Raw genomic sequence first — 20,108 nt, 5'->3', positions numbered from 1 at the left:
AAGTGTATTGTAAGAAAAGATAGTTTTCATCATTGTATATGGATACAACTGAGTTACTAAAGAAAGTACGTAAAATAGAAATTAAAGCTCTAGGCTTAAGCCAGAATATATTTGCTGGTCAATATCATTCTGTCTTTAAGGGTAGAGGTATGGCATTTTCCGAAGTACGCGAGTATCAGTATGGCGATGATGTTCGTGATATTGATTGGAATGTTACGGGTCGCTTTCATCGTCCTTACGTAAAAGTCTTTGAAGAAGAACGCGAACTTACTGTAATGTTGGTGATAGATGTGAGTGGCTCTTTAGATTTCGGTACCGCTGGACAACTTAAACGTGAATGTGTGACGGAGATAGCAGCTACATTAGCATTCTCGGCTATTCAAAACAATGATAAGATAGGTGTTATATTCTTTTCTGATCACGTTGAGAAGTATATCCCACCAAAGAAGGGTAGGAAACATATTCTTTATTTAATTAGAGAGATGTTGACATTCACACCAAATAGTAAGAAGACTGATATAGGAGTTGGACTGGAATATCTTAATAAGGTTGTCAAACGTCGTTGTACTGCTTTTGTTATTAGCGATTTCTATACAAGGAAGGATTTTAGTCAGGAATTACGTATTACAAATAGAAAACATGACGTTGTTGCCATTCAAGTATATGACCCACGTGCAAAGGTAATGCCTGATGTCGGTTTGCTGAAAGTTATTGATGCAGAGACAGGACATGAGATGTATGTTGATACACATGATATTCGTGTTCGAAAGGCTCACAATACCTATTGGGAAGAGCGTGAACAGCGGTTGCATGATACTTTAACGCAAAGTCACGTTGATAGTGTGGCTATAGCTACTAATGACGATTATGTCAAGATGTTGATAACGTTATTTTTAAAGAGAAGACGATGAAAAGGTTTTTGGTGATAATAGCGTTATTGTCTATAGTTGGTGTCAGCTATGCACAGATAAATGTTAAAGCTAGTATTGATTCTACACAGATATTGATAGGTGGAAGAACTAGTTATAGTATTGTCGTAGATGTCCCCCGTGGTACAAAAGTTTCCTTTCCTAAACAGATTGTGCCGAAAGAGCATGCACAAGACTTGGAAGTGTTAAAGGTGAATCGTAGTGTTACAGATTCTTCTAATCATCAGTTGAATAAACGTACCTATGTATTGACGGCATGGAATGCAAAGCGTTATACCATTCCTGCACAGAAGGTTGTTATTAATGGTAAGACGAATTTAACGAAAGCCATTAGCTTTGATGTTCGTTCAATTCCTGTTGATACGGTCAAGAATAACCCAATGCCACCTGATGATATTCAGCAGGTCAGCCTTACTTTCGCCGAGTGGCTTCCCGTCATTCTAATTGGATTGTTGATTCTCATACTTTTAGGGCTTGCTTATTATCTCTATAAGTCATTAAGTAGACGTAAGGTTAGTCAGAAAGAGCGAGTATTGTCTTCTTATGAACAAGCACTTAATGAATTGGAGAAGATTCGCTCACAAATAAAGTCTTATTCAGATCAAAAGACCTATTATACTCATGTAACTGATGTCTTGAGAAGATATATTTCTAAGCGTTATAAGTTTAATGCCTTAGAGATGACCTCTTCTGAAATATTGGATAAACTACATGATGAATGTAAGGAGATAGATATTAAAGAGTTAGAAGAAATTTTCAATACAGTAGATCTCGTAAAGTTCGCAAAATACCAAACGGGTGAAAATGATAAGAACTACTATTTCGATAATGTAGTACGTTTCATAGAAACAACAAAGAAAGATGACATTGTTCCAACAGTTGACAAGACTGAGGAGACAAGGAGGCAGCGTACTCGTAAAATTATCAAGTTGGCTATCATATTATTATTAGTTTGTTCTGTGGCTCTGTTTATATATTTCGTGTCAGAGATTGTAGGACTTCTAGTGTAATGTAAATTGAAGTAGAAATGGAATTTGCCAATAGTGGATACCTTCTTTTACTTATCTTGTTAATACCTTATTTATTATGGTATTTCCTTTGTGGTAAAGGTAAGGAACCAACCATAAAGATGAGCGATACATTCGCTTATCAACATATCTCAAAGAGTTGGAGGATTCGGATGATCCATCTTCCAATGTTTCTGCGTTGTCTAGTTTATACTTTGGTGGTCATTGTGTTAGCACGCCCACAAACGTATAACTCCTGGGATAATAAGGATGCCGAAGGAATTGATATCATGTTGACGATGGATATTTCAGCAAGTATGTTGACAGAAGATGTGTTCCCTAATCGTATAGAAGTAGCAAAAGAAGTGGCTTCAGATTTTATTAGTGGACGTCCTAATGATAACATCGGTCTGACAATATTTGCAGGAGAGGCTTTCACACAATGTCCAATGACAGTCGACCATGCCGCTTTATTAAATCTTCTTCATAATGTACGCACAGATTTAGTAGTGAAAGGATTAATACAGGATGGAACAGCTATTGGTATGGGACTTGCTAATTCGGTTAGTCGGCTAAAAGACTCGAAAGCAAAGAGTAAGGTTATAATTCTGTTGACTGATGGTAGTAATAATGTGGGTTCTATCTCTCCAATGACAGCTGCGTCTATAGCTAAGAAATATGGTATAAGAATCTATACTATAGGTTTGGGCAAGGAGTCGGAAGGAGATTTAGGAGCAATAGACTATAAGACATTACAAAATATAGCTGTATCAACAAATGGAGAGTTTTATAGAGCTCAAAGCCAAGCTGAACTTTCCAAGATTTATCAAGATATTGATAAATTAGAGAAGACGAAATTGAGAGTAAAAGCTTATAGTCATTTGCATGAGGCTTATATGCCCTTTGCATGGCTTGCATTATTCATCTTCTGTTTAGATTTACTATTACGTCTGACGGTTTTTAGAAGATTACCATAAGTGATTTGCTTATATATAATAAGGTGAATAACTTATTTAATGTGATAAATGAAGAATGTTTAGATTTGATAATCCTACATATTTATGGTTGTTATTGCTGATACCTCTATTAGCAATGATTTATCTATATTCTCTTCGCCAAAGTAAACGTAGACTTAAACGATTTGGTTCGCTAAAGTTAATGCATCAATTATCTCCTATGGCAAGTCCAAGAAGGAAGTTGGTAAAGTTTGTTTTAGCAGAACTAATATTGACATTGCTTATATTGATAGTAGCTCGTCCACAGATTGGTAATAAGATTGCAAATAATACAAGTAGAGAGGGCATCGAAGTTATTATGGCGCTTGATATCAGTAACTCTATGTTGGCTACAGATGTTGTACCTTCACGTTTAGATAAGAGTAAACTTATGGTTGAGGGGCTCATGAATAAGTTTACGAAGAACAAACTAGGTTTAATCGTCTTTGCGGGTGACGCTTTTGTTCAACTACCAATAACGAGTGATTATGTTTCAGCAAAGATGTTCTTGGATAATATAAATCCTTCATTAATCGGAACACAAGGAACAGACATAGGTAAAGCGATTAACTTAGCTATGCACAGTTTTACACCTAATACTCAAACAGGTAAAGCGATTGTCGTCATTACAGATGGTGAAGATAATGAGGGAGGTGCAGAAGCTATGGCAAAACAAGCGCAAGAAAAGGGTATTAAGGTGTTTATACTTGGTATAGGTTCTACACAAGGAACTACTATTCCAATGCCTAATGGTGAGGACTTGAGAGATGCCAATGGTAATATTGTTAAGACACAACTTAATGAAGAAATGTGTAAGAAAATAGCTGATGCAGGGCACGGAGTATATATACACGTAGATAATAGTAGTGTTGCTGATGCCCTTCTGGAGAAAGAACTTGGAAAACTTCAAAAGGGAGAGATAAATAATGTTGTATATAGTGATTATGATGAGCAATTCCAAGCGTTTGCACTACTTGCTGTCTTATCACTCATCATTGATGTCTTTATTCTAGAAAGAAAGAGAAAGTATTAAATAAGTATATGTTTAAGCGGCTTTATTTTATAGTATGTCTTTTGATGATATCGTTTGTTATGCTTAATGCTCAAACGAGTAATCAGTTAATTAGAAAAGGGAATAAGAACTTTTCCTCAAAGAACTATGCACAAGCTGAGGTCTTTTATCGTAAGGCTATCGAAAAGGAACCTAATAATGCTATTGGCAATTATAATTTAGCTAGATGTTTACAGGCGCAACATAAGAATGCAGAGGCAAAAAAGATTTACGAGAAAGCGGCTAAATTAGAAACAGATCCTATTCGCCAGGCTAGTAGCTATAATAATCTTGGTACTATTTATCAAGGAGAGAAAAACTATAGTAAGGCTATTGATTATTATAAGAAGGCTATGCGTGATAACCCTTCTCATAATAATGCACGTTATAACTTCGAGTTATGTCAACGTCAGCAGAAGAAACAGAATAATAAGAAGAACTCTGGTGGCTCTAAAAATAATCAGAATAAAAACAAACAAAATAAGAATCAATCGAACAAAGATAATAAACAGAAGAAGAAGGATAATTCTCAGCAAAAGCCTCAAAACAATAATAATGATATGAGCAAGAGTAATGCTGAACAATTATTGAATGCGGCTATGCAGCAGGAAAAGGAAACCCAAAAGAGGCTGGCAAAGGTAATGCAACAACCTTCAGATAAAAAACTTGATAAAAATTGGTAACTATTAGAAATATGAAGCGATATATATTTTTACTTTTCATACTTTTATGTACGCTTGGAATGAAGGCACAATATGTTCGTGTCGTAGCTCCTAAGCATGTATCAGTGGGAGAGGAGTTCCAAGTTGAATATACAGTATATACTCAGGATGTTCGTAGATTTCAGTTAGGTAGATTGTCTAATGGACTTGAGAAAGTATATGGACCTGCAACATCCTCTCAGTCTAATTATCAGTTTATTAATGGTCATGCTAGTAGTTCCTCTACAGTCACGTTTGCGTATGTCTTTGTGGCTACAAAAAAGGGTAACCTCGGGATAGGACCAGCGAAGATTGTAGTTAATGGTCAAGAGATTGCATCTACGCCTGTAAGAATGAATGCATCTGGTAATGCAAAGGGAGCTTATGCTTCTTCAAAAGGAAGTTACAATGACGTTCAAGATGACCCACGTTCTTCCTCTTCACACATTAGTTCTAAAGATTTATTCATTAAGGTTTCTGCAAATAAAACAACAGTTTACGAACAAGAACCAGTCCTTTTAACTTATAAAGTTTATACAACAAAGAATCTGCGTCAGTTAATTGGTAAAATGCCTGATTTAACGGGTTTCCACGTCCAAGAAGTTAATTTGCCACAACAAAAGACTTTCCATAAAGAGCGTGTAGATAATCGAGTTTATAATTGTGTTACATGGAGTAAGTATGTCATGTATCCACAGATGACAGGAACTTTAAAAGTACCTGCTTTGACTTTCCATGGTTTAGTTCAAGAGAGTAATAATTTTAATCCATTTGAAGCCTTTGGTATTGATGATGGTATCACGAATATAAAGAAAGATATTCTTGCATCTGGCTTGTCGATAAAAGTTTTACCATTACCAACTCCCCCTTCTGATTTCTCTGGAGGTGTTGGTCATTTTAACCTTTCAGGGCAATTAAATAAGAAAGAAGTAAAAGCAGGTGATCCTGTTTCTATTCGTGTTGTAGTTAGTGGAACAGGAAATCTGAAGTTAATAAAACAACCTATTATTCAGATACCTAAGGGGTTTGAAAAATATGATGTGAAGATTACCGACAAGACACAATTAACAGAGAATGGAGTTGAAGGGAATATAATTTATGACCAAGTTATTGTTCCTCAACAAGAAGGAGTAGTTTCCATTCCTCCAGTTAAATTTGTTTATTATGACTTGGTTCAGCATAAGTATGTTACCCTTCAGACTTCTCCGATGGAATTGAAGGTTATGCGAGGTGATGGTAGTTCTAAAGATATTTTATCAGTAGATTTACCTAATGAAGATATTTTACCTTTGAAGGTTGGGGATAGTGCATTGGATAAGGTAGGTCATTTCTTCTTTGGTTCTATTCCATATTATATTATTCTTTTGTTACTACTTGTTAGTGGATCTATTTTAGCTTATAGATATAAGGACCGTTTCGCTCATCGTGTTGATATGGTTCTCAAGCGAGGAAAAAATGCAAGTAGGATAGCTACTTCTCGTTTGCATTCAGCTAATCTATTAAAGATGAAAGGGAGAAATATAGAGTTCTATGATGAAATCTTACAAGCACTTTGGGGCTATGTTAGTGATAAATTAAATCTCCCAGTCGAACAATTGTCACGTGATAATATTAGTGAGCAATTAACGGCTATTAATGTTCCTATGGAGGTTATAGACAAGTTCATTACGGCTATAGATGAATGTGAGTATGAGCGTTATGCACCTGGAAATGAGAAAGGGAATATGCAAAAGACATTTGATGTAGCAATGGAAGTCATTTCAGATATGGAAGAAACGATTAAAAAAGTAAAGGTTCAGAAGTCTAAGAATAATAATATTCTTTCCTTCTTGATGATAGTTTTATTAGCTCTCCCTATCCATGCCTTCTCTCAAACTAAGTCAGATGTTGACAAATTATATCAAAAGGGAAACTATGCACAAGCTGTAAAGGGATATGAAAAGTTATTGGAACAAGGCGAGTCTGCGGCTTTATACTATAATTTAGGGAATTGTTATTATCGTCTCGATAATATACCTCATGCAGTACTAGCTTATGAACGTGCTCAACGTTTGGCTCCTAGTGATGATGACATTCGTTTTAATCTTCAATTGGCTCAATCAAAAACAATTGATAAGTTAACGCCAGAATCAGAAATGTTTTTCGTTACTTGGTATAAGGCTCTTGTAAATCTATTAAGAGTAGATAGTTGGGCTTATTTGAGTCTTATTTCTCTATTTCTGGTTTTAGTATCTTTAGTGGTATATATTTTTGTAGAGAAAGAACTTATACAGAAATTGTCAAGAGGAACACTCCCTTTATTTTTTGTCCTATTTATTCTTACCACATTCTTTGCTATCCAACAAGTATGTTTGTTAGATGCAAGTAATCATGGTATCATAATGTTACCATCGGCAGTAGTAAGAGAAACACCTGATCAAAAGTCTAAAGAGATATTTATTCTTCATGAAGGATCTAAAGTAAAGATTACTGATCAAGGTTTGAGTAAATGGACAGGTGTTCAACTTAATGATGGTCGACAAGGTTGGGTACAGACCTCTTGTATTGAAGCGATTTAATAAGTTTTATTAGTCATTAATTTTGTATGAGTTTTGAAGCTTTACATACACTTGATAAGTGCGTACTACTTACTCTGAATGGAAGCAATAATTTGTTTCTAGACAACGTAGTCGTGACTTTGACATCTGCTTATACGTGGATACTGTTGTATGGAGCTTTACTTTATTTAGTTATAAAAAATAATGAAAATTGGTGGAAGATAATGCTTATTGTCGGTGCCGTAGGAGTAGGATTATTGATAGTTGATGGTATGAATCTTGGCATTGTAAAACCCCTTATTGCACGTCCACGCCCCTTAAATAGTCCTGAATTACAGGGAATCGTTCAACCAGTAAATGGTTATTGTGCAAGCGGTTATAGTTTTTTCTCTTCCCATACGGCAAATGCCTTTCTGATAGCTGTATTCTTTAGTTTGTTAGTGCGTGATAAGATTTTTTCTTGTTTCATGTTCTTGTGGGCTATAATCGTATCATTAACTCGTCCATATTTGGGCGTACATTATCCTTCAGATATATTTGTTGGTGCAATTTTGGGGACTACAATTGCCATTCTCATTTATTTTTTATATCTTCGCATTTACATTCGATTCAGTGATAAACTTCATTATATTTCCACACGGTACACCCGTACAGGTTATAGCTTTGCAGATATAGATCTTGTCTTAACTGTACTTGTCTTAACATTTATATATACGGTATTTCGTGCTTTATTATTAATATAAAAACCATATTATGTCAGAAGATACCAAACATATTTGCATTTCCGATTATAATTATCCACTTACTGATGAGCGTATAGCCAAATTTCCATTAGCAAAGCGTGATCATAGTAAACTACTCTTTTACAACCATGGTAATGTGTCGGAGGATATATTTTATAACCTCCCTAAATATTTACCAAAAGATAGTTTAATAGTATTTAATAATACGAGAGTTATTCAAGCAAGAATGCACTTTCGTAAAGATACAGGAGCACTGATAGAGGTTTTTCTTATGGAGCCCGCCTCACCATCCGACTATGAGCTAATGTTTCAAACGAATAAAGATTGTTCTTGGTTTTGTATGGTTGGAAACTTAAAGAAATGGAAGGAAGGCTCATTAAGGCGTGAATTTGAAATTAAAGGACATAAGCTTACTCTCACAGCAACAATGGATCGTAGTAAGGTGCAGGAGCAAGCTGGTGGAACGAATCATTGGATTCAATTTGAGTGGGATAATGCAAACATATCATTTGCTGAAATTCTTGAAGTCGTAGGCGAATTGCCTATTCCTCCATATCTTAATCGGGCGACAGAGGAAAGTGACAAGGAAACTTATCAGACAGTCTATTCAAAGATTAAAGGCTCAGTGGCAGCACCTACGGCTGGCCTTCACTTTACTGATAAGGTGCTGAAGGCTTTGGATGAGCATGGTGTTGATCGTGAGGAACTTACCCTTCATGTGGGGGCAGGAACTTTCAAGCCAGTAAAGAGTCATGAAATAGAAGGTCATAATATGCACACAGAGTTTATTATTGTACGTCGTCAGACGCTTAGAAAGCTCTTAAAACATAAATGCCGAGCTATAGCTGTTGGCACTACTAGTGTTAGAACTCTGGAGAGTCTATATTATATGGGTGTAAAACTCGCATCTAACAATAATGCGACAGAGGATGATTTACATGTAAATCAATGGGAACCTTATGATTCACCTCATAATTCTGAGGGATTAGTAGAAGTCAATGGGAAGGTTATTTCTGTGGAAGAATCAATCCAAAATCTGTTGGATTATCTTGATAGAGATGGCTTAAATGCCCTCCATTCCAGTACTCAAATTATTATTGCTCCAGGTTATACTTATAAGATCGTAAAGGCATTGATAACAAACTTCCACCAACCACAATCAACTTTATTATTATTGGTTAGTGCGTTTGTCAAGGGCGATTGGCGTAAGATTTATGATTATGCACTTAGTCATGATTTTCGATTCTTGAGTTATGGTGATTCTTCATTACTGATACCATAACCTAATATTTATTCAAAAAAGAAAGATAAGCAATGAAAATAGGAGACAAAGTTCGATTTCTTAGTGATACAGGTGGTGGATTTATTGCTGGTATTAAAGGAAAGATAGTGCTGGTAGAAGACGAAGATGGATTTCAGATACCAACCCCTATAAATGAGATTGTTATCGTGGAAGATAGTGCTACTGATCGTGCAAAGATGCGTATTGATCAGCACCAGCAAGGGATAGAAGATGGTAAGGATAATCGGAGTATTAAGCAAAGATTAAGTACTTCTAGTGTTGATGATGAAGGCAATGACGATTGGCGTAATGTTGATACAGATATTACGTTGGATGATGACCCTTCTCTCAATTTTGAAGCTCCAGTGAAAGAACGTGTAGGTGGAGATGAGTTATCCCTCTATCTTGCGTTTGTTCCGCAAGACACGAAGGCTTTATCAACTTCAAATTTTAAATCTTATCTTATTAATGATTCTAATTATTATGTTCATTTTTCTTATTTGATAAAGACGGAAGATAAATGGAATCTTAAAGCGGTTGGAGAGTTGGAACCTAATATGAAGTTATTGATAGAAAACTTCACTTTAGCCGACCTTAACGATATGCTTCATGGTTGTATTCAGCTCCATGCATATAAGCGTGATAAGGTGTTTGAATTAAAGCCAACCTGTGATATTCAAGTTAATATTGACGCTGTAAAGTTTTACAAGTTAAACACATTCCGTGACAATCTCTTTTTTGATGAGCCCGCTTTAATTTATACATTGGTAGAGAATGATAAGTTAAAAGAAAATCAGATGGTCGAGGCTTTAAGAGTGAAGGAAGAAGCCATATCTAAAGCCTCATTAGCCAGTCTTTCAAATCATTTGGAAGATGTAAAGATAGAGGAGAAGGCAAAAAAGCTCGCTAATCTTTACAAGTCGAAGAGCCCTCGTTTAGCAAAACAAATGCTTAATGATGATAAGATAGTGATAGATCTTCATGCGGATAAATTACTCGAAACTACTATTGGAATGTCATCAAGTGATATTCTTGAGTATCAGCTTGATACCTTTCGTCGTATTATAGAACAATATAAGAGTCAGAAAGGAAAGAAAATAATATTTATCCATGGAAAGGGTGAAGGAGTCTTGCGTCATGCACTTATTCATGAACTTAATTATAAGTATAAGCATTTTTCTTATCAGGATGCTTCCTTCCGAGAATATGGTTATGGAGCTACCCAGGTAACAATAAAATAATCAAACAAGCGCATTTATGAAATATGGTCTTATAAAGGTGGCTGCTGCTATTCCTTCTGTTAGAGTGGCAGATACTCAATTTAATCTTGCTGAGATTGAAAAGCAAATCGCTATAGCGGATGGGAAAGGCGTTGAGATTATAGCCTTTCCAGAACTGTCTTTAACAGGATATTCTTGCCAGGATCTATTCCATCAGCAATTGCTTTTAGATAATGTTGAGCAAGCCATTTTATCTTTACTTGATTTCACTCGAAAGTTAGATATTATCACCATTGTAGGGGCACCAGTGGCTGTAGGTTCATTGCTTTTAAATTGTGCTTTGGTTATTCAGCAAGGTAAATTATTAGGTATAGTGGCTAAGACTTACCTTCCCAATTATAGCGAATTTTATGAGAAGCGTTGGTTTGCGTCTTCTCAAGACCTTCGCCCTAAGCGAATCCACTTTGCTGGTCATCACATACTTGTGACACCAGATATGCAAATTTTCCGCACTCCTCAAGGGGCGAAGTTTGGCATAGAAATATGTGAGGATGTATGGGCTCCAACCCCACCTAGTAATCATCTTACTTTGGCTGGAGCTGAAATTATCTTTAATCTTTCTGCCAGTGATGAGCTGCTAGGCAAGCATCGTTATTTAAAATCTCTCTTGTCTCAACAGAGTGCTCGAACCATCTGTGGCTATGTTTATAGTGGATGTGGATTTGGAGAAAGCACGCAAGATGTTGTCTATGGAGGGAATGCCTTTATCTATGAGAATGGCTTATTGTTAGAGCAATCAAAGCGTTTTCAGATAGAACCACAATTAGTTATCTCCGAGATTGATGTCGAAAGGTTAAGAGGTGAGCGTCGAACGAATAGCACCTTTGTTAATGCTCAACGTCCAACCGCCACAGGCCTATCGGGCATTAGTGGGCATTATGGCGAATTAGCATTAACCGTTGATTGTCAGTTACAGATATGTCCAGAGCGTGAGTTCTCCTTAACCCGCCAGTTCGAACAACACCCTTTCGTTCCTAGCACGGAAAACATGAAGGATGCTTGTGACGAGATTCTCAACATTCAGGTTAGCGGTTTGGCGAAACGTTTGGTTCACACGAACTGTAAGAGGATTATAGTTGGTATCAGTGGAGGACTAGATTCTACTTTAGCCTTACTGGTTGCTGTGAAGACTTTCGACAAGTTGGGCTTCGATCGCAAAGACATAATAGGAGTAACGATGCCCGGCTTCGGTACCACTGATCGCACCTATCAAAACGCCATTATGCTCATGAAAGATCTTGGCGTTACGATTCGTGAGATCAACATAGCCTCATCCGTATTACAACACTTCAAGGATATTGAACATGATGCCAGTATTCATGATGTGACTTATGAAAATTCGCAAGCTCGTGAGCGCACGCAAATCTTGATGGACCTCAGTAATCAACTAGGAGGCTTGGTCTTGGGAACAGGCGATCTCAGCGAGTTAGCTTTAGGCTGGTGCACTTATAATGGTGATCACATGAGTATGTATGCTGTCAATGTGAGTGTGCCTAAGACGCTTACCCAATTCCTCGTTCGTTATGTGGCAGAGAGTGGGGTAGGCGAGAGTACCCGTCACACATTGATTGATATTGTTGACACCCCCATCTCTCCAGAGCTGAAGCCTGCCGATGAAAAGGGAGATATTGCCCAAAAGACGGAGGATATTGTGGGGCCTTACGAATTGCATGATTTCTTCCTTTACTATGTTCTTCGCTGTGGCTTCCGCCCCTCTAAAATCTACTGGTTAGCCCAAAATGCTTTCCATGATGTCTATGCCGATGGTGTAATTTTACATTGGTTACGCATTTTCTTCCGTCGATTCTTCTCACAGCAATTCAAGCGTTCCTGCTTGCCAGACGGTCCAAAGGTGGGCAGTGTAAGCCTCTCCCCACGTGGCGATTGGCGGATGCCTACGGATGCCATGTCAACGGATTGGCTCAATGAGTTGGAAGAACTAGTATGATAAGGAAGCTATTTTTGTTGATAGTATTACATTTGATTCCCCTATGCGTGTTGGCACAGGGGAATCCTTTAGTCCATATCCCAATTACTGAATTACTCCAGTACCAAGTCCAGAAGAGTAAGCACAATGCAATGCCTTATTCCTTTAGTAAATACGGACTTCGACAGATTCGGGCAGAGCTTGTAGTCAATACCGGTGATCCACGCCAATTATGGGGATGGCATGTAACGCCAAATACTGATTTCGATCAATCTCGCCAACCACTTTATCGTATCTTTTCAAAAGTAGACAATAGTAGCATTGCTGTTATTGATGATAAAGCTGGGACACTGCAAATTATCTTTTGGGATAAAGCGTACTATCTATATTTCGCAAAAGACTTGCGCTCTAATGGCTTCTATCTACATCCCAAGAAACCATCTCAGAATATCCTTCGTTTCCTCCGTAAGGACTGTTCCATTAGAGTAGACGTAACTGTATGGGTAGACATGTATGTCGTGAGCTTCTTTTATATCTGACACCAATACGATTACTTCAAGAAAATACTAACCATTATTCTCCACGTATGGGGCGCAAAGTTAAAGACTTGCCCTCCCTGTCACACACATTCTCTAAGAGACGTAAAAAAGAGTTCGCGAACAAAATCAAAATTGTTCGCGAACTCTTTTTTGATTGTCTTAGCAGAATCTGGAAAGACCCTTATTATCCTTCTGCTACCGGGTCTGAAGACTCGGTTCCTTCTGCCTTCTTTTTCTCTTTCTTTCCCTTCTTTTCTTTCTTCTCCCTTGGTGTTACTTGTTCATACGTCTTACATTGTGACAAATAGGAATCATCGTATTGTCAACGAACGTTATCTCTATGCTGACTTCTAACCCCATAGTTTCACAAAGGAGACTGAACAAAATTATCCCCCGATTCACATCGGGGGATAACAACAACACAAACACAAAATAAAGCAGGATTCCCTGCATTACTGTCTATGAAAAATTCTATTTAGTTGATTCTATTACATAACTCCATCTGCCCTTAGCTTCTCTTGCCATTTCCATGCAGAGGCGAGAACATCAGATAGTGGAGTGTCGGCCTTCCAACCTAATACTGTATTGGCCTTGGTACAGTCGCCCCAAATCTTCTCTATATCTCCTTCACGACGTGAACCAAACTTCCAATTAACTTTCACGCCTGTGGCTTTCTCGAAGGTTTCAACAATCTCACGGGTTGTATTACCATGCCCCGTACCGATGTTGAAATATTCTATGTTATCAGACTTCTTATCCAAGATACGTTTCATTGCTGCTACGTGTGCCTTGGCTAAATCAACAACATAGATGTAATCGCGGATACATGTGCCATCAGGTGTATTATAATCGTTACCGAAGATGGTTAATTCTTTTCTGATTCCCATCGCTGTTTGCGTAACGAATGGAATCAAGTTGTTAGGAACGCCGTTAGGTAATTCACCAATCAATGCTGAAGGGTGTGCTCCAATTGGATTAAAATAACGCAAAACAATACTCTTGATGTTTGCTCCGCTATGAATATAGTCTAGGATTATCTGCTCGTTAATCTCCTTAGTGTTACCATAAGGAGAGGTTGCCTTTTGGTGTGGAGCATCTTCAGTTACTGGTAAATTCTCTGGATTTGGCTGACCATAAACAGTGCAAGAACTAGAGAAAATAATTCCTTCAACGCCATATTCAGGCATCAATTCAAGTAAATTAACCAGTGAAACAATATTATTTCTGTAGTACATTAATGGTTTCTGTACGCTCTCCCCTACTGCCTTTGATGCAGCAAAGTGAATAATACCTTCAATCTTAGGATATTTACGGAATACATTCTCTGTTGCTTCGCGATCACGAAGGTCTACCTGTTCAAAAGCAGGACGCACACCTGTTATCTTTTCAATACCATCTAATACCTCAATCTTAGAATTAGATAAATCATCTACTATAACGACATCATAACCAGCTTCTATCAGTTCAACACTTGTATGAGAACCAATAAAACCAGTACCACCTGTAACAAGAATTGTTTGTTTCATTTGCTTTTTAGGATTACTTTCAGCCTTGGCTAGCCTTAACCAAGGCTGGTTGCAAAGATAACGCTTTTTTCATTATCAACAAAAAAAGAACGTAAAAAAAACGACTAGGTATTATAAAACAGAAAACTTTTCGTATATTTGCCTCCATAATAAATAAATATTATATCAACGATGAAAGTAGCCGAACAGACTCTGCAACAAATTGAACGTTTCTTAAAGAAAATCGCACAGAAATTCACAGCTTGTGATTGCAATATGTCTATGACAGATCTCCATTTACGCGCTTCTCAAGATAGTGGCGACCTGATGGCATTCGATGATAACGATAACGAAATTACTCGCTGCGTTATCGAAGAATGGATCGATAACAAGAGCGATAAATTTTATCCAGAGATAGCGTCAATACTACGTTCTGAGCTGAATCGTGTTAAAGATATAATAGAGAACCTTTCTATTATGAAGCCCTATAGCTTTGTCCTGGAAGATGATGATAAGAACTGTATAACGGAATTGTATCTTGTTGATGATGATTTAGGAATCATTGGCGGTGATCTTATGCAAGGACTAGACAAGGATTTAGATAGTTTCCTTCAAAATATTTTGGAAGAAGACGCATGAGACAGCTGCTCCTTACATCCTATTGCCTCTTATTATCATTCTTTCCTATAAGTATCTCCGCACAGAGACACGAGATTATCGATAATAATATTCGCTCATTGCAGGTCGTTGCTAATCAGAATTGGCTAACATTACCTATAATGTATCTAAACGGCGGAAAGATTAGTATTGATTTTGATGATCTTACGCATACTTATCGACGAATGACTTATAGCATAGAACATTGTGAAGCTGACTGGAAAACATCAGAAAATCTCTTTGATAGTGATATTGCCGACGGCTTTCTCAATGATAATTTAATAGACGATGTTAAAGAGTCTACCTTAACTAACACCTTATACACACATTATCATCTAGAAATTCCAAACAAGGATTGTCAACCAAAGATTTCTGGTAATTACAGATTAACGGTCTTTGATGACAACAAAAAGCCTTTGCTTACAGCATGCTTTATGCTTATTGAGCCTGCCGAAAACGCAATGGGCGTTAAACTGAGAGTGACAACTCAAACGGATGCCACGATTAATGATGCAAATCAGCAGGTTGAAATGGCTGTAAATTATGGGAATTATATTGTTTCTAATCCACAACAACAAATTAAAACTGTTGTATTACAAAACCGTAACTGGTTAGATGCTAGATGGAATAGCAAACCACAATATGTAATGAATAATGGTTTACAATGGATACATGATAAGGACTATATCTTTTGGGGAGGCAACGAATATCGTAAATTTGAGCTTCTTTCGACCGATGTTGCTTCTATGGGAATAGATCATGTAGCTTGGGATGGAAGTAATTTCCATGCTTATCCTTTTATCACAACACCATTATTAAATTATATCTATGAAGAAGATGCTGACGGTGCTTTCCTTATCCGTAATTCAAATAATATAGAAAGCAATACAACAAGTGACTATGTCATCACGCATTTCCAACTAAACGTGCCAGAACCTGCTCCTTATCATATCTATTTAAACGGTGATTGGACTTACAGTCGCTTATTACCGCAATATGAAATGATCTATAACCCTACAAAGAAATGCTATGAAGCCGCCTTATCTTTAAAGTTGGGTTATTACAATTATCAATTCATAGCAGTAAATAATCAAGGGAAGTTAGTACCCTTTACTATTGATAATAGCCATTACCAAACAGAGAACAGCTATCAAGCTCTTATTTATTTCCGCCCACAAGGTGGAAGAACCGATAAGCTCGTAGGTTATAACAATATTAGATTTACAAGGAGATAAAAGGCAGACGACTTCTGCAAGTTTTTTGATGCAATGACAGCAAAATACACGCTAAAACCTACCGGAAAAAGAAAATATCATCGAAATTCTACGATGTCAAAGGCAGAAGTTATGCTGATAATAATCCTTTTCCACGATTCTGGTTATCGTTGCTTCAAACATTTCTATCTTGAAAAAGTATGCAAGCAGCTTCGCCATCTGTTTCCAAAAGTTGTTTCTTATAACCGTATAGTAGAATTGGAAAGGGATGTAGTCATACCCTTAACCTTGTTTATCAAGAAGGTCCTGTTGGGTAAATGCACGGGTATAAGCTTCGTTGATAGCACACCATTGCGTGTCTGCAAAAACCGAAGAATACATATTCACAAAGTTTTCAAAGGGATGAACTTAAGAACATTGCCCAAGTAGAGCACTCCAGACATAAATGCTTTGACAATTTCATCGTCAACTTATTAGGAGCCATTGCCACCTATTGTCTGTTTCCAAAGAAGCCATGCATCAATGTACAAAGGAACATTAACACACAGCTTGCATTGTTCTGAATTCGTCGAACTCACGTTATTTACTCTTCATTTATACTTTAATTTGGACATCAATTGAATTTATACTTAAACATCAATCATACTTTAAGTTAATGTGCGATGTTCTACACGGTTGTATAATCTATTCTACACGTTTGTATAATGCGATAGCTCTTATAGGAATATGATAGGACACTAACTTAAAGTATGATTGACTTCTAACTTAAACGTCAATCATACTTTAACTTAAACGCCAATAGTACTTTGATTTAAACTTGCCGGGAACTAAAGATATAAAAAGAGATTAAACTATTATCTGCCACACATTTGTTTATATGGACAATACGAGCAAGCATTAAGATCATCAGTAGGGCTAAAAGTAATATTGCGATTAAAGAGATCCTCCAATTGTTGAATGAGATGTTCAAAGAAAGGTTCCTTATATTCCGTAACATCTGTTATTTCTTTCCCTTCCATTGACAATATTGGTGAATAATTATCACCACCAGCGTGTTGAATAAAGAGTAATGCAGGGCTAACCGCATGATGCAAAGGATTAAACTTATCATCATGCTCTGCTTCAATTAAGCTATAAAACATAGCTTGCATTGTATAGTCACTCTTCTTAAATGCTACATTCTTTGGATCAAATATCTCGTCAATAGATTTCAGTGGAGCTGCAACTCTACCACCAGTTTTATAATCTACGACACGTAATTGAGCCTTGTCACTATCTGAAAAGACCTCATCTAGTCGATCAACACGCCCGCCAACTCTTAACTCCTTTTCTGTATCACCCACCTTGATAGTTATACTTCTATTCACATCAAACTCATGTGCAAGTACTCTTAAAGGTGCAGAGCGTTGGTCGATTCGTAATAACTGACGTAAATATTTCACGATGACTTCGCGGTTTATGAGCTGTAAACCATTTAGCTTGGGATAGGTTCTTGTTCCCGCTTCTTTATTAAAGAGTGTCGTGGCAAAGGCTTCATCAACAATGTCTTCCAAAGTTAATTGTGAGTTACCTGATGTAATTGGTTGTGAACTCTTACCTGTCTTTAATAGAACATCAATGTTCTTAGCTGTAATGATGTCTCTTGGTAGTAACTTTTCATACATCAACTGAGCTGCACAATGGAAGATGTTACCAAATAAACGTCCATCAATGTCATCCTCTTCAACATCTTCTAATTCACTTATTCCTACAATATATTTAAAGTAGAACTTTAAAGAACAACGAATATAAGTGTTAATGGCAGTAGGGGAGAAACGACCTATCCCATCCAACTTATTCATAACAGCATCATCCTTATATACAATCTCTGTATCAATCCTCATCGGTTCTTGACCAGCCTTTAATGCAAGTCGATGAATTGGATGATTCCACTCCACCATTAGTTGTAACATAAAGCGACTCATCTCTCCAGTTTGACTACCTTGTGTGGAATTATTATACAAGAAGGTTACATCTTTTGCTCTTTGAATCAAACCATGGAAATAATAACTATAGATAGACACCTTGTTATCAATGGTCGTTAGTCCATAAGCCTTGCGAATCAAGTGAGGAATAAACGAGGCATCATCAACTCCCTTAGGCATATTACCTTCATTGCATGAGAGAACAAGGACATGGTCAAAGTCGAGATTACGAGTTTCTAGAACGCCCATGACTTGTACGCCTTGAGCTGGTTCCCCATGAAAAGGAATGCTTGTTGTGGTAATGAGTTGATTTAATAATCTTCGGAAAATTATCTTATCAGCCTCAAGATCCCCACTTGACATTAAGTCGTATAGGCGTGTGAGTAAGGTGTACATTCTAAACACTGACTCCTGGAAAAGAGGATCTTTATTTACTGCTGCACCATTCATTCCAATGCTACGGATAGTATCAGATAGCCAATGGACAAGTTCTGGTAAATGTTGCTTATCACTTTGATGATAAGTTAGTTGTGAAATTTCATTCACGTTAACATAAAACTCTTTTTCCTCCTTTATCTTTTCTATCAATCTCTCTGCTTCTGAAATTAGATATTTACCATACGGATGTCGTAACACCCTACTAAGATAACGTAGCCTATAACCCTGCTCCGATTGAGAATAACCTTCTAATTGTAATGCTAAGAGTTGCATTACCATGGAAGCAATAGGTGTTTGCTTTAAAGGAAAACCAGTTGTTATATTCAATGTCTTTACTTCGTCAGGAATACAATGGATAACAGTCTGCAATAAGTGTTCATCACATAAAACAATAACTGTTCGCTTGCCAGCCTTATAACGATTGTCCTCTTTTAACCATTCTGTAATGTATCGTGCTTGCAGGTTATCAGTAGGAGCTGATATAAAATTTATCTGTTTATCATTCCCAAGGTTATCGTATATCTCATCGTTATCATTAGGCAAACTGTTCGGAAATTTATCCAGCCATTGATGGATATATGTGCCAGCCTCGTTATTTGAGTTCATGTAATATTGATCATAATCCCAATAGAAACTAGCTTTATTATCTTTCTTTAAATGCTTGAATAAGTGCTGTTCAACTTTCTGTAGAACGTTGAAACCGATGAAAATATAATGTTCATACTTTGTTTCAATAGAATTTTGCTCGGCTACATCTCTATATAGCATACCTTCATAAGCAAGCCCTTGTGAACGAAGTCTTTGCTTAAAGTTGTCATATATGTCCTTTAGTCTAGCCCAAAGTGTGATAAACTTTTCACGAATACCCTCTGGGTTATCATCGAAATTAGCGAAGAAACGGCGTAATTCAGTCTTCTGCTCATTTGTAAGATAACTGGCATCATCTAACTCATGCAAGTCTCTGATATTTGCAAAGACCATCTTTGTATCAGCCATGTTTTTATCGATGTCATCGAAGTCGGCTAATAGTAGTTGTCCCCATCCATAGAATTGATCTAAAGTTTCTTCAACATGACCTGTTACCTCTATGTAGCTCTTATATAAATCGCAAACACTTTTGATAGGATCGGCTACAGTTAGTTCCGAATGTTGACGGAAGAAATCTGATATTGTAATATAAGCGGGACTCCATATTGGCTTACCAGCCAGACGGGCGAGTTCTTGATTGAGAAATAAAGATGCACGTTTGTTAGGAAAGACAATGGCAATATGTGCCAAATCAGTTCCGTATTTATCGAGTAAATCTTTTGCTATATGTTCGAGAAATGATTTCATTTGT

Annotated in this window: 15 protein-coding genes and 1 pseudogene; 14 read left to right on the top strand and 2 right to left on the bottom strand. The window is 37.0% G+C overall.

Features of this window, described 5'->3' with window-relative positions:
• The first annotated feature begins 38 nt into the window (after positions 1–38).
• The 11 genes from D464_RS0101520 to D464_RS0101470 are packed head-to-tail and all read left to right on the top strand — an operon-like array spanning position 39 to position 12,991.
• Positions 39–911 (top strand): DUF58 domain-containing protein, encoded by an 873-nt coding sequence (locus D464_RS0101520; protein ID WP_018909839.1) that lies wholly within the window; start codon positions 39–41, stop codon positions 909–911.
• Positions 908–1,939: a DUF4381 family protein gene (locus D464_RS0101515; protein ID WP_018909838.1), complete on the top strand. Its 1,032-nt coding sequence runs from the start codon at positions 908–910 to the stop codon at positions 1,937–1,939. Before D464_RS0101520 ends, D464_RS0101515 begins: the two co-directional genes overlap by 4 nt.
• A 17-nt stretch (positions 1,940–1,956) precedes the next feature.
• Positions 1,957–2,913 (top strand): vWA domain-containing protein, encoded by a 957-nt coding sequence (locus tag D464_RS0101510; protein ID WP_004383659.1) that lies wholly within the window; start codon positions 1,957–1,959, stop codon positions 2,911–2,913.
• 55 nt (positions 2,914–2,968) lie between these two features.
• Positions 2,969–3,964 carry a VWA domain-containing protein gene (locus D464_RS0101505; protein ID WP_018909837.1) on the top strand — a complete coding sequence of 332 codons (996 nt, stop codon included), beginning with the start codon at positions 2,969–2,971 and terminating at the stop codon, positions 3,962–3,964.
• An 8-nt stretch (positions 3,965–3,972) separates the two neighbouring features.
• Entirely contained in the window at positions 3,973–4,665 is a 693-nt protein-coding gene (locus tag D464_RS0101500; RefSeq protein WP_018909836.1) for a tetratricopeptide repeat protein, read from the top strand.
• A gap of 11 nt (positions 4,666–4,676) precedes the next feature.
• Positions 4,677–7,241 (top strand): BatD family protein, encoded by a 2,565-nt coding sequence (locus tag D464_RS0101495; protein WP_024985713.1) that lies wholly within the window; start codon positions 4,677–4,679, stop codon positions 7,239–7,241.
• A gap of 26 nt (positions 7,242–7,267) precedes the next feature.
• Positions 7,268–7,963, top strand: coding sequence for a phosphatase PAP2 family protein (locus D464_RS0101490; RefSeq protein WP_018909834.1), 696 nt, complete (start codon positions 7,268–7,270; stop codon positions 7,961–7,963).
• 10 nt (positions 7,964–7,973) lie between these two features.
• Positions 7,974–9,245, top strand: a complete 1,272-nt coding sequence (locus D464_RS0101485; RefSeq protein ID WP_018909833.1) for an S-adenosylmethionine:tRNA ribosyltransferase-isomerase — start codon at positions 7,974–7,976, stop codon at positions 9,243–9,245.
• A gap of 32 nt (positions 9,246–9,277) precedes the next feature.
• Complete coding sequence (locus D464_RS0101480) at positions 9,278–10,486, top strand: DUF2027 domain-containing protein (RefSeq protein ID WP_018909832.1); 1,209 nt, start codon at positions 9,278–9,280, stop codon at positions 10,484–10,486.
• Positions 10,487–10,502: 16 nt separating this feature from the next.
• Complete coding sequence (locus D464_RS0101475; protein ID WP_018909831.1) at positions 10,503–12,473, top strand: NAD(+) synthase; 1,971 nt, start codon at positions 10,503–10,505, stop codon at positions 12,471–12,473.
• Positions 12,470–12,991 carry a hypothetical protein gene (locus D464_RS0101470; protein WP_018909830.1) on the top strand — a complete coding sequence of 174 codons (522 nt, stop codon included), beginning with the start codon at positions 12,470–12,472 and terminating at the stop codon, positions 12,989–12,991. The genes D464_RS0101475 and D464_RS0101470 overlap by 4 nt, the downstream gene beginning before the upstream one ends.
• Positions 12,992–13,479: 488 nt before the next feature.
• Here the strand turns inward: D464_RS0101470 and galE are convergent, their stop codons facing one another.
• A complete protein-coding gene (gene galE / locus D464_RS0101460) occupies positions 13,480–14,517 on the bottom strand; it encodes a UDP-glucose 4-epimerase GalE (RefSeq protein ID WP_018909828.1) in 1,038 nt (345 codons plus the stop codon).
• A gap of 171 nt (positions 14,518–14,688) precedes the next feature.
• On the opposite strand from galE, the gene D464_RS0101455 reads away from it, so the two are divergent.
• From D464_RS0101455 to D464_RS12895, 3 genes and pseudogenes are all read left to right on the top strand, one after another.
• Positions 14,689–15,135, top strand: a complete 447-nt coding sequence (locus D464_RS0101455) for a hypothetical protein (protein ID WP_018909827.1) — start codon at positions 14,689–14,691, stop codon at positions 15,133–15,135.
• Positions 15,132–16,388, top strand: a complete 1,257-nt coding sequence (locus D464_RS0101450) for a type IX secretion system plug protein (protein ID WP_018909826.1) — start codon at positions 15,132–15,134, stop codon at positions 16,386–16,388. Before D464_RS0101455 ends, D464_RS0101450 begins: the two co-directional genes overlap by 4 nt.
• A 3-nt stretch (positions 16,389–16,391) precedes the next feature.
• A pseudogene (locus tag D464_RS12895) lies at positions 16,392–16,930 on the top strand (transposase); the annotation flags it as partial.
• Positions 16,931–17,221: 291 nt separating this feature from the next.
• On the opposite strand, the gene D464_RS0101440 reads toward D464_RS12895, so the two are convergent.
• Positions 17,222–20,104 carry a PD-(D/E)XK nuclease family protein gene (locus D464_RS0101440; RefSeq protein WP_018909824.1) on the bottom strand — a complete coding sequence of 961 codons (2,883 nt, stop codon included), beginning with the start codon at positions 20,102–20,104 and terminating at the stop codon, positions 17,222–17,224.
• Positions 20,105–20,108: the final 4 nt, after the last annotated feature.

Source organism: Prevotella veroralis DSM 19559 = JCM 6290 (assembly GCF_000377625.1).
GTDB classification, from domain to species: domain Bacteria; phylum Bacteroidota; class Bacteroidia; order Bacteroidales; family Bacteroidaceae; genus Prevotella; species Prevotella veroralis.
Note: the sequence above shows the minus strand (reverse complement) of the source record. Positions and strands in the feature narration are given on the sequence as shown.

Bases quoted from the DNA above. Each gene is read 5' to 3' on its own strand.
- D464_RS0101520 (WP_018909839.1), top strand. From the start codon at position 39: ATGGATACAACTGAGTTACTAAAGAAAGTACGTAAAATAGAAATTAAA.
- D464_RS0101515 (WP_018909838.1), top strand. From the start codon at position 908: ATGAAAAGGTTTTTGGTGATAATAGCGTTATTGTCTATAGTTGGTGTC.
- D464_RS0101510 (WP_004383659.1), top strand. From the start codon at position 1,957: ATGGAATTTGCCAATAGTGGATACCTTCTTTTACTTATCTTGTTAATA.
- D464_RS0101505 (WP_018909837.1), top strand. From the start codon at position 2,969: ATGTTTAGATTTGATAATCCTACATATTTATGGTTGTTATTGCTGATA.
- D464_RS0101500 (WP_018909836.1), top strand. From the start codon at position 3,973: ATGTTTAAGCGGCTTTATTTTATAGTATGTCTTTTGATGATATCGTTT.
- D464_RS0101495 (WP_024985713.1), top strand. From the start codon at position 4,677: ATGAAGCGATATATATTTTTACTTTTCATACTTTTATGTACGCTTGGA.
- D464_RS0101490 (WP_018909834.1), top strand. From the start codon at position 7,268: ATGAGTTTTGAAGCTTTACATACACTTGATAAGTGCGTACTACTTACT.
- D464_RS0101485 (WP_018909833.1), top strand. From the start codon at position 7,974: ATGTCAGAAGATACCAAACATATTTGCATTTCCGATTATAATTATCCA.
- D464_RS0101480 (WP_018909832.1), top strand. From the start codon at position 9,278: ATGAAAATAGGAGACAAAGTTCGATTTCTTAGTGATACAGGTGGTGGA.
- D464_RS0101475 (WP_018909831.1), top strand. From the start codon at position 10,503: ATGAAATATGGTCTTATAAAGGTGGCTGCTGCTATTCCTTCTGTTAGA.
- D464_RS0101470 (WP_018909830.1), top strand. From the start codon at position 12,470: ATGATAAGGAAGCTATTTTTGTTGATAGTATTACATTTGATTCCCCTA.
- galE (WP_018909828.1), bottom strand. From the start codon at position 14,517: ATGAAACAAACAATTCTTGTTACAGGTGGTACTGGTTTTATTGGTTCT.
- D464_RS0101455 (WP_018909827.1), top strand. From the start codon at position 14,689: ATGAAAGTAGCCGAACAGACTCTGCAACAAATTGAACGTTTCTTAAAG.
- D464_RS0101450 (WP_018909826.1), top strand. From the start codon at position 15,132: ATGAGACAGCTGCTCCTTACATCCTATTGCCTCTTATTATCATTCTTT.
- D464_RS0101440 (WP_018909824.1), bottom strand. From the start codon at position 20,104: ATGAAATCATTTCTCGAACATATAGCAAAAGATTTACTCGATAAATAC.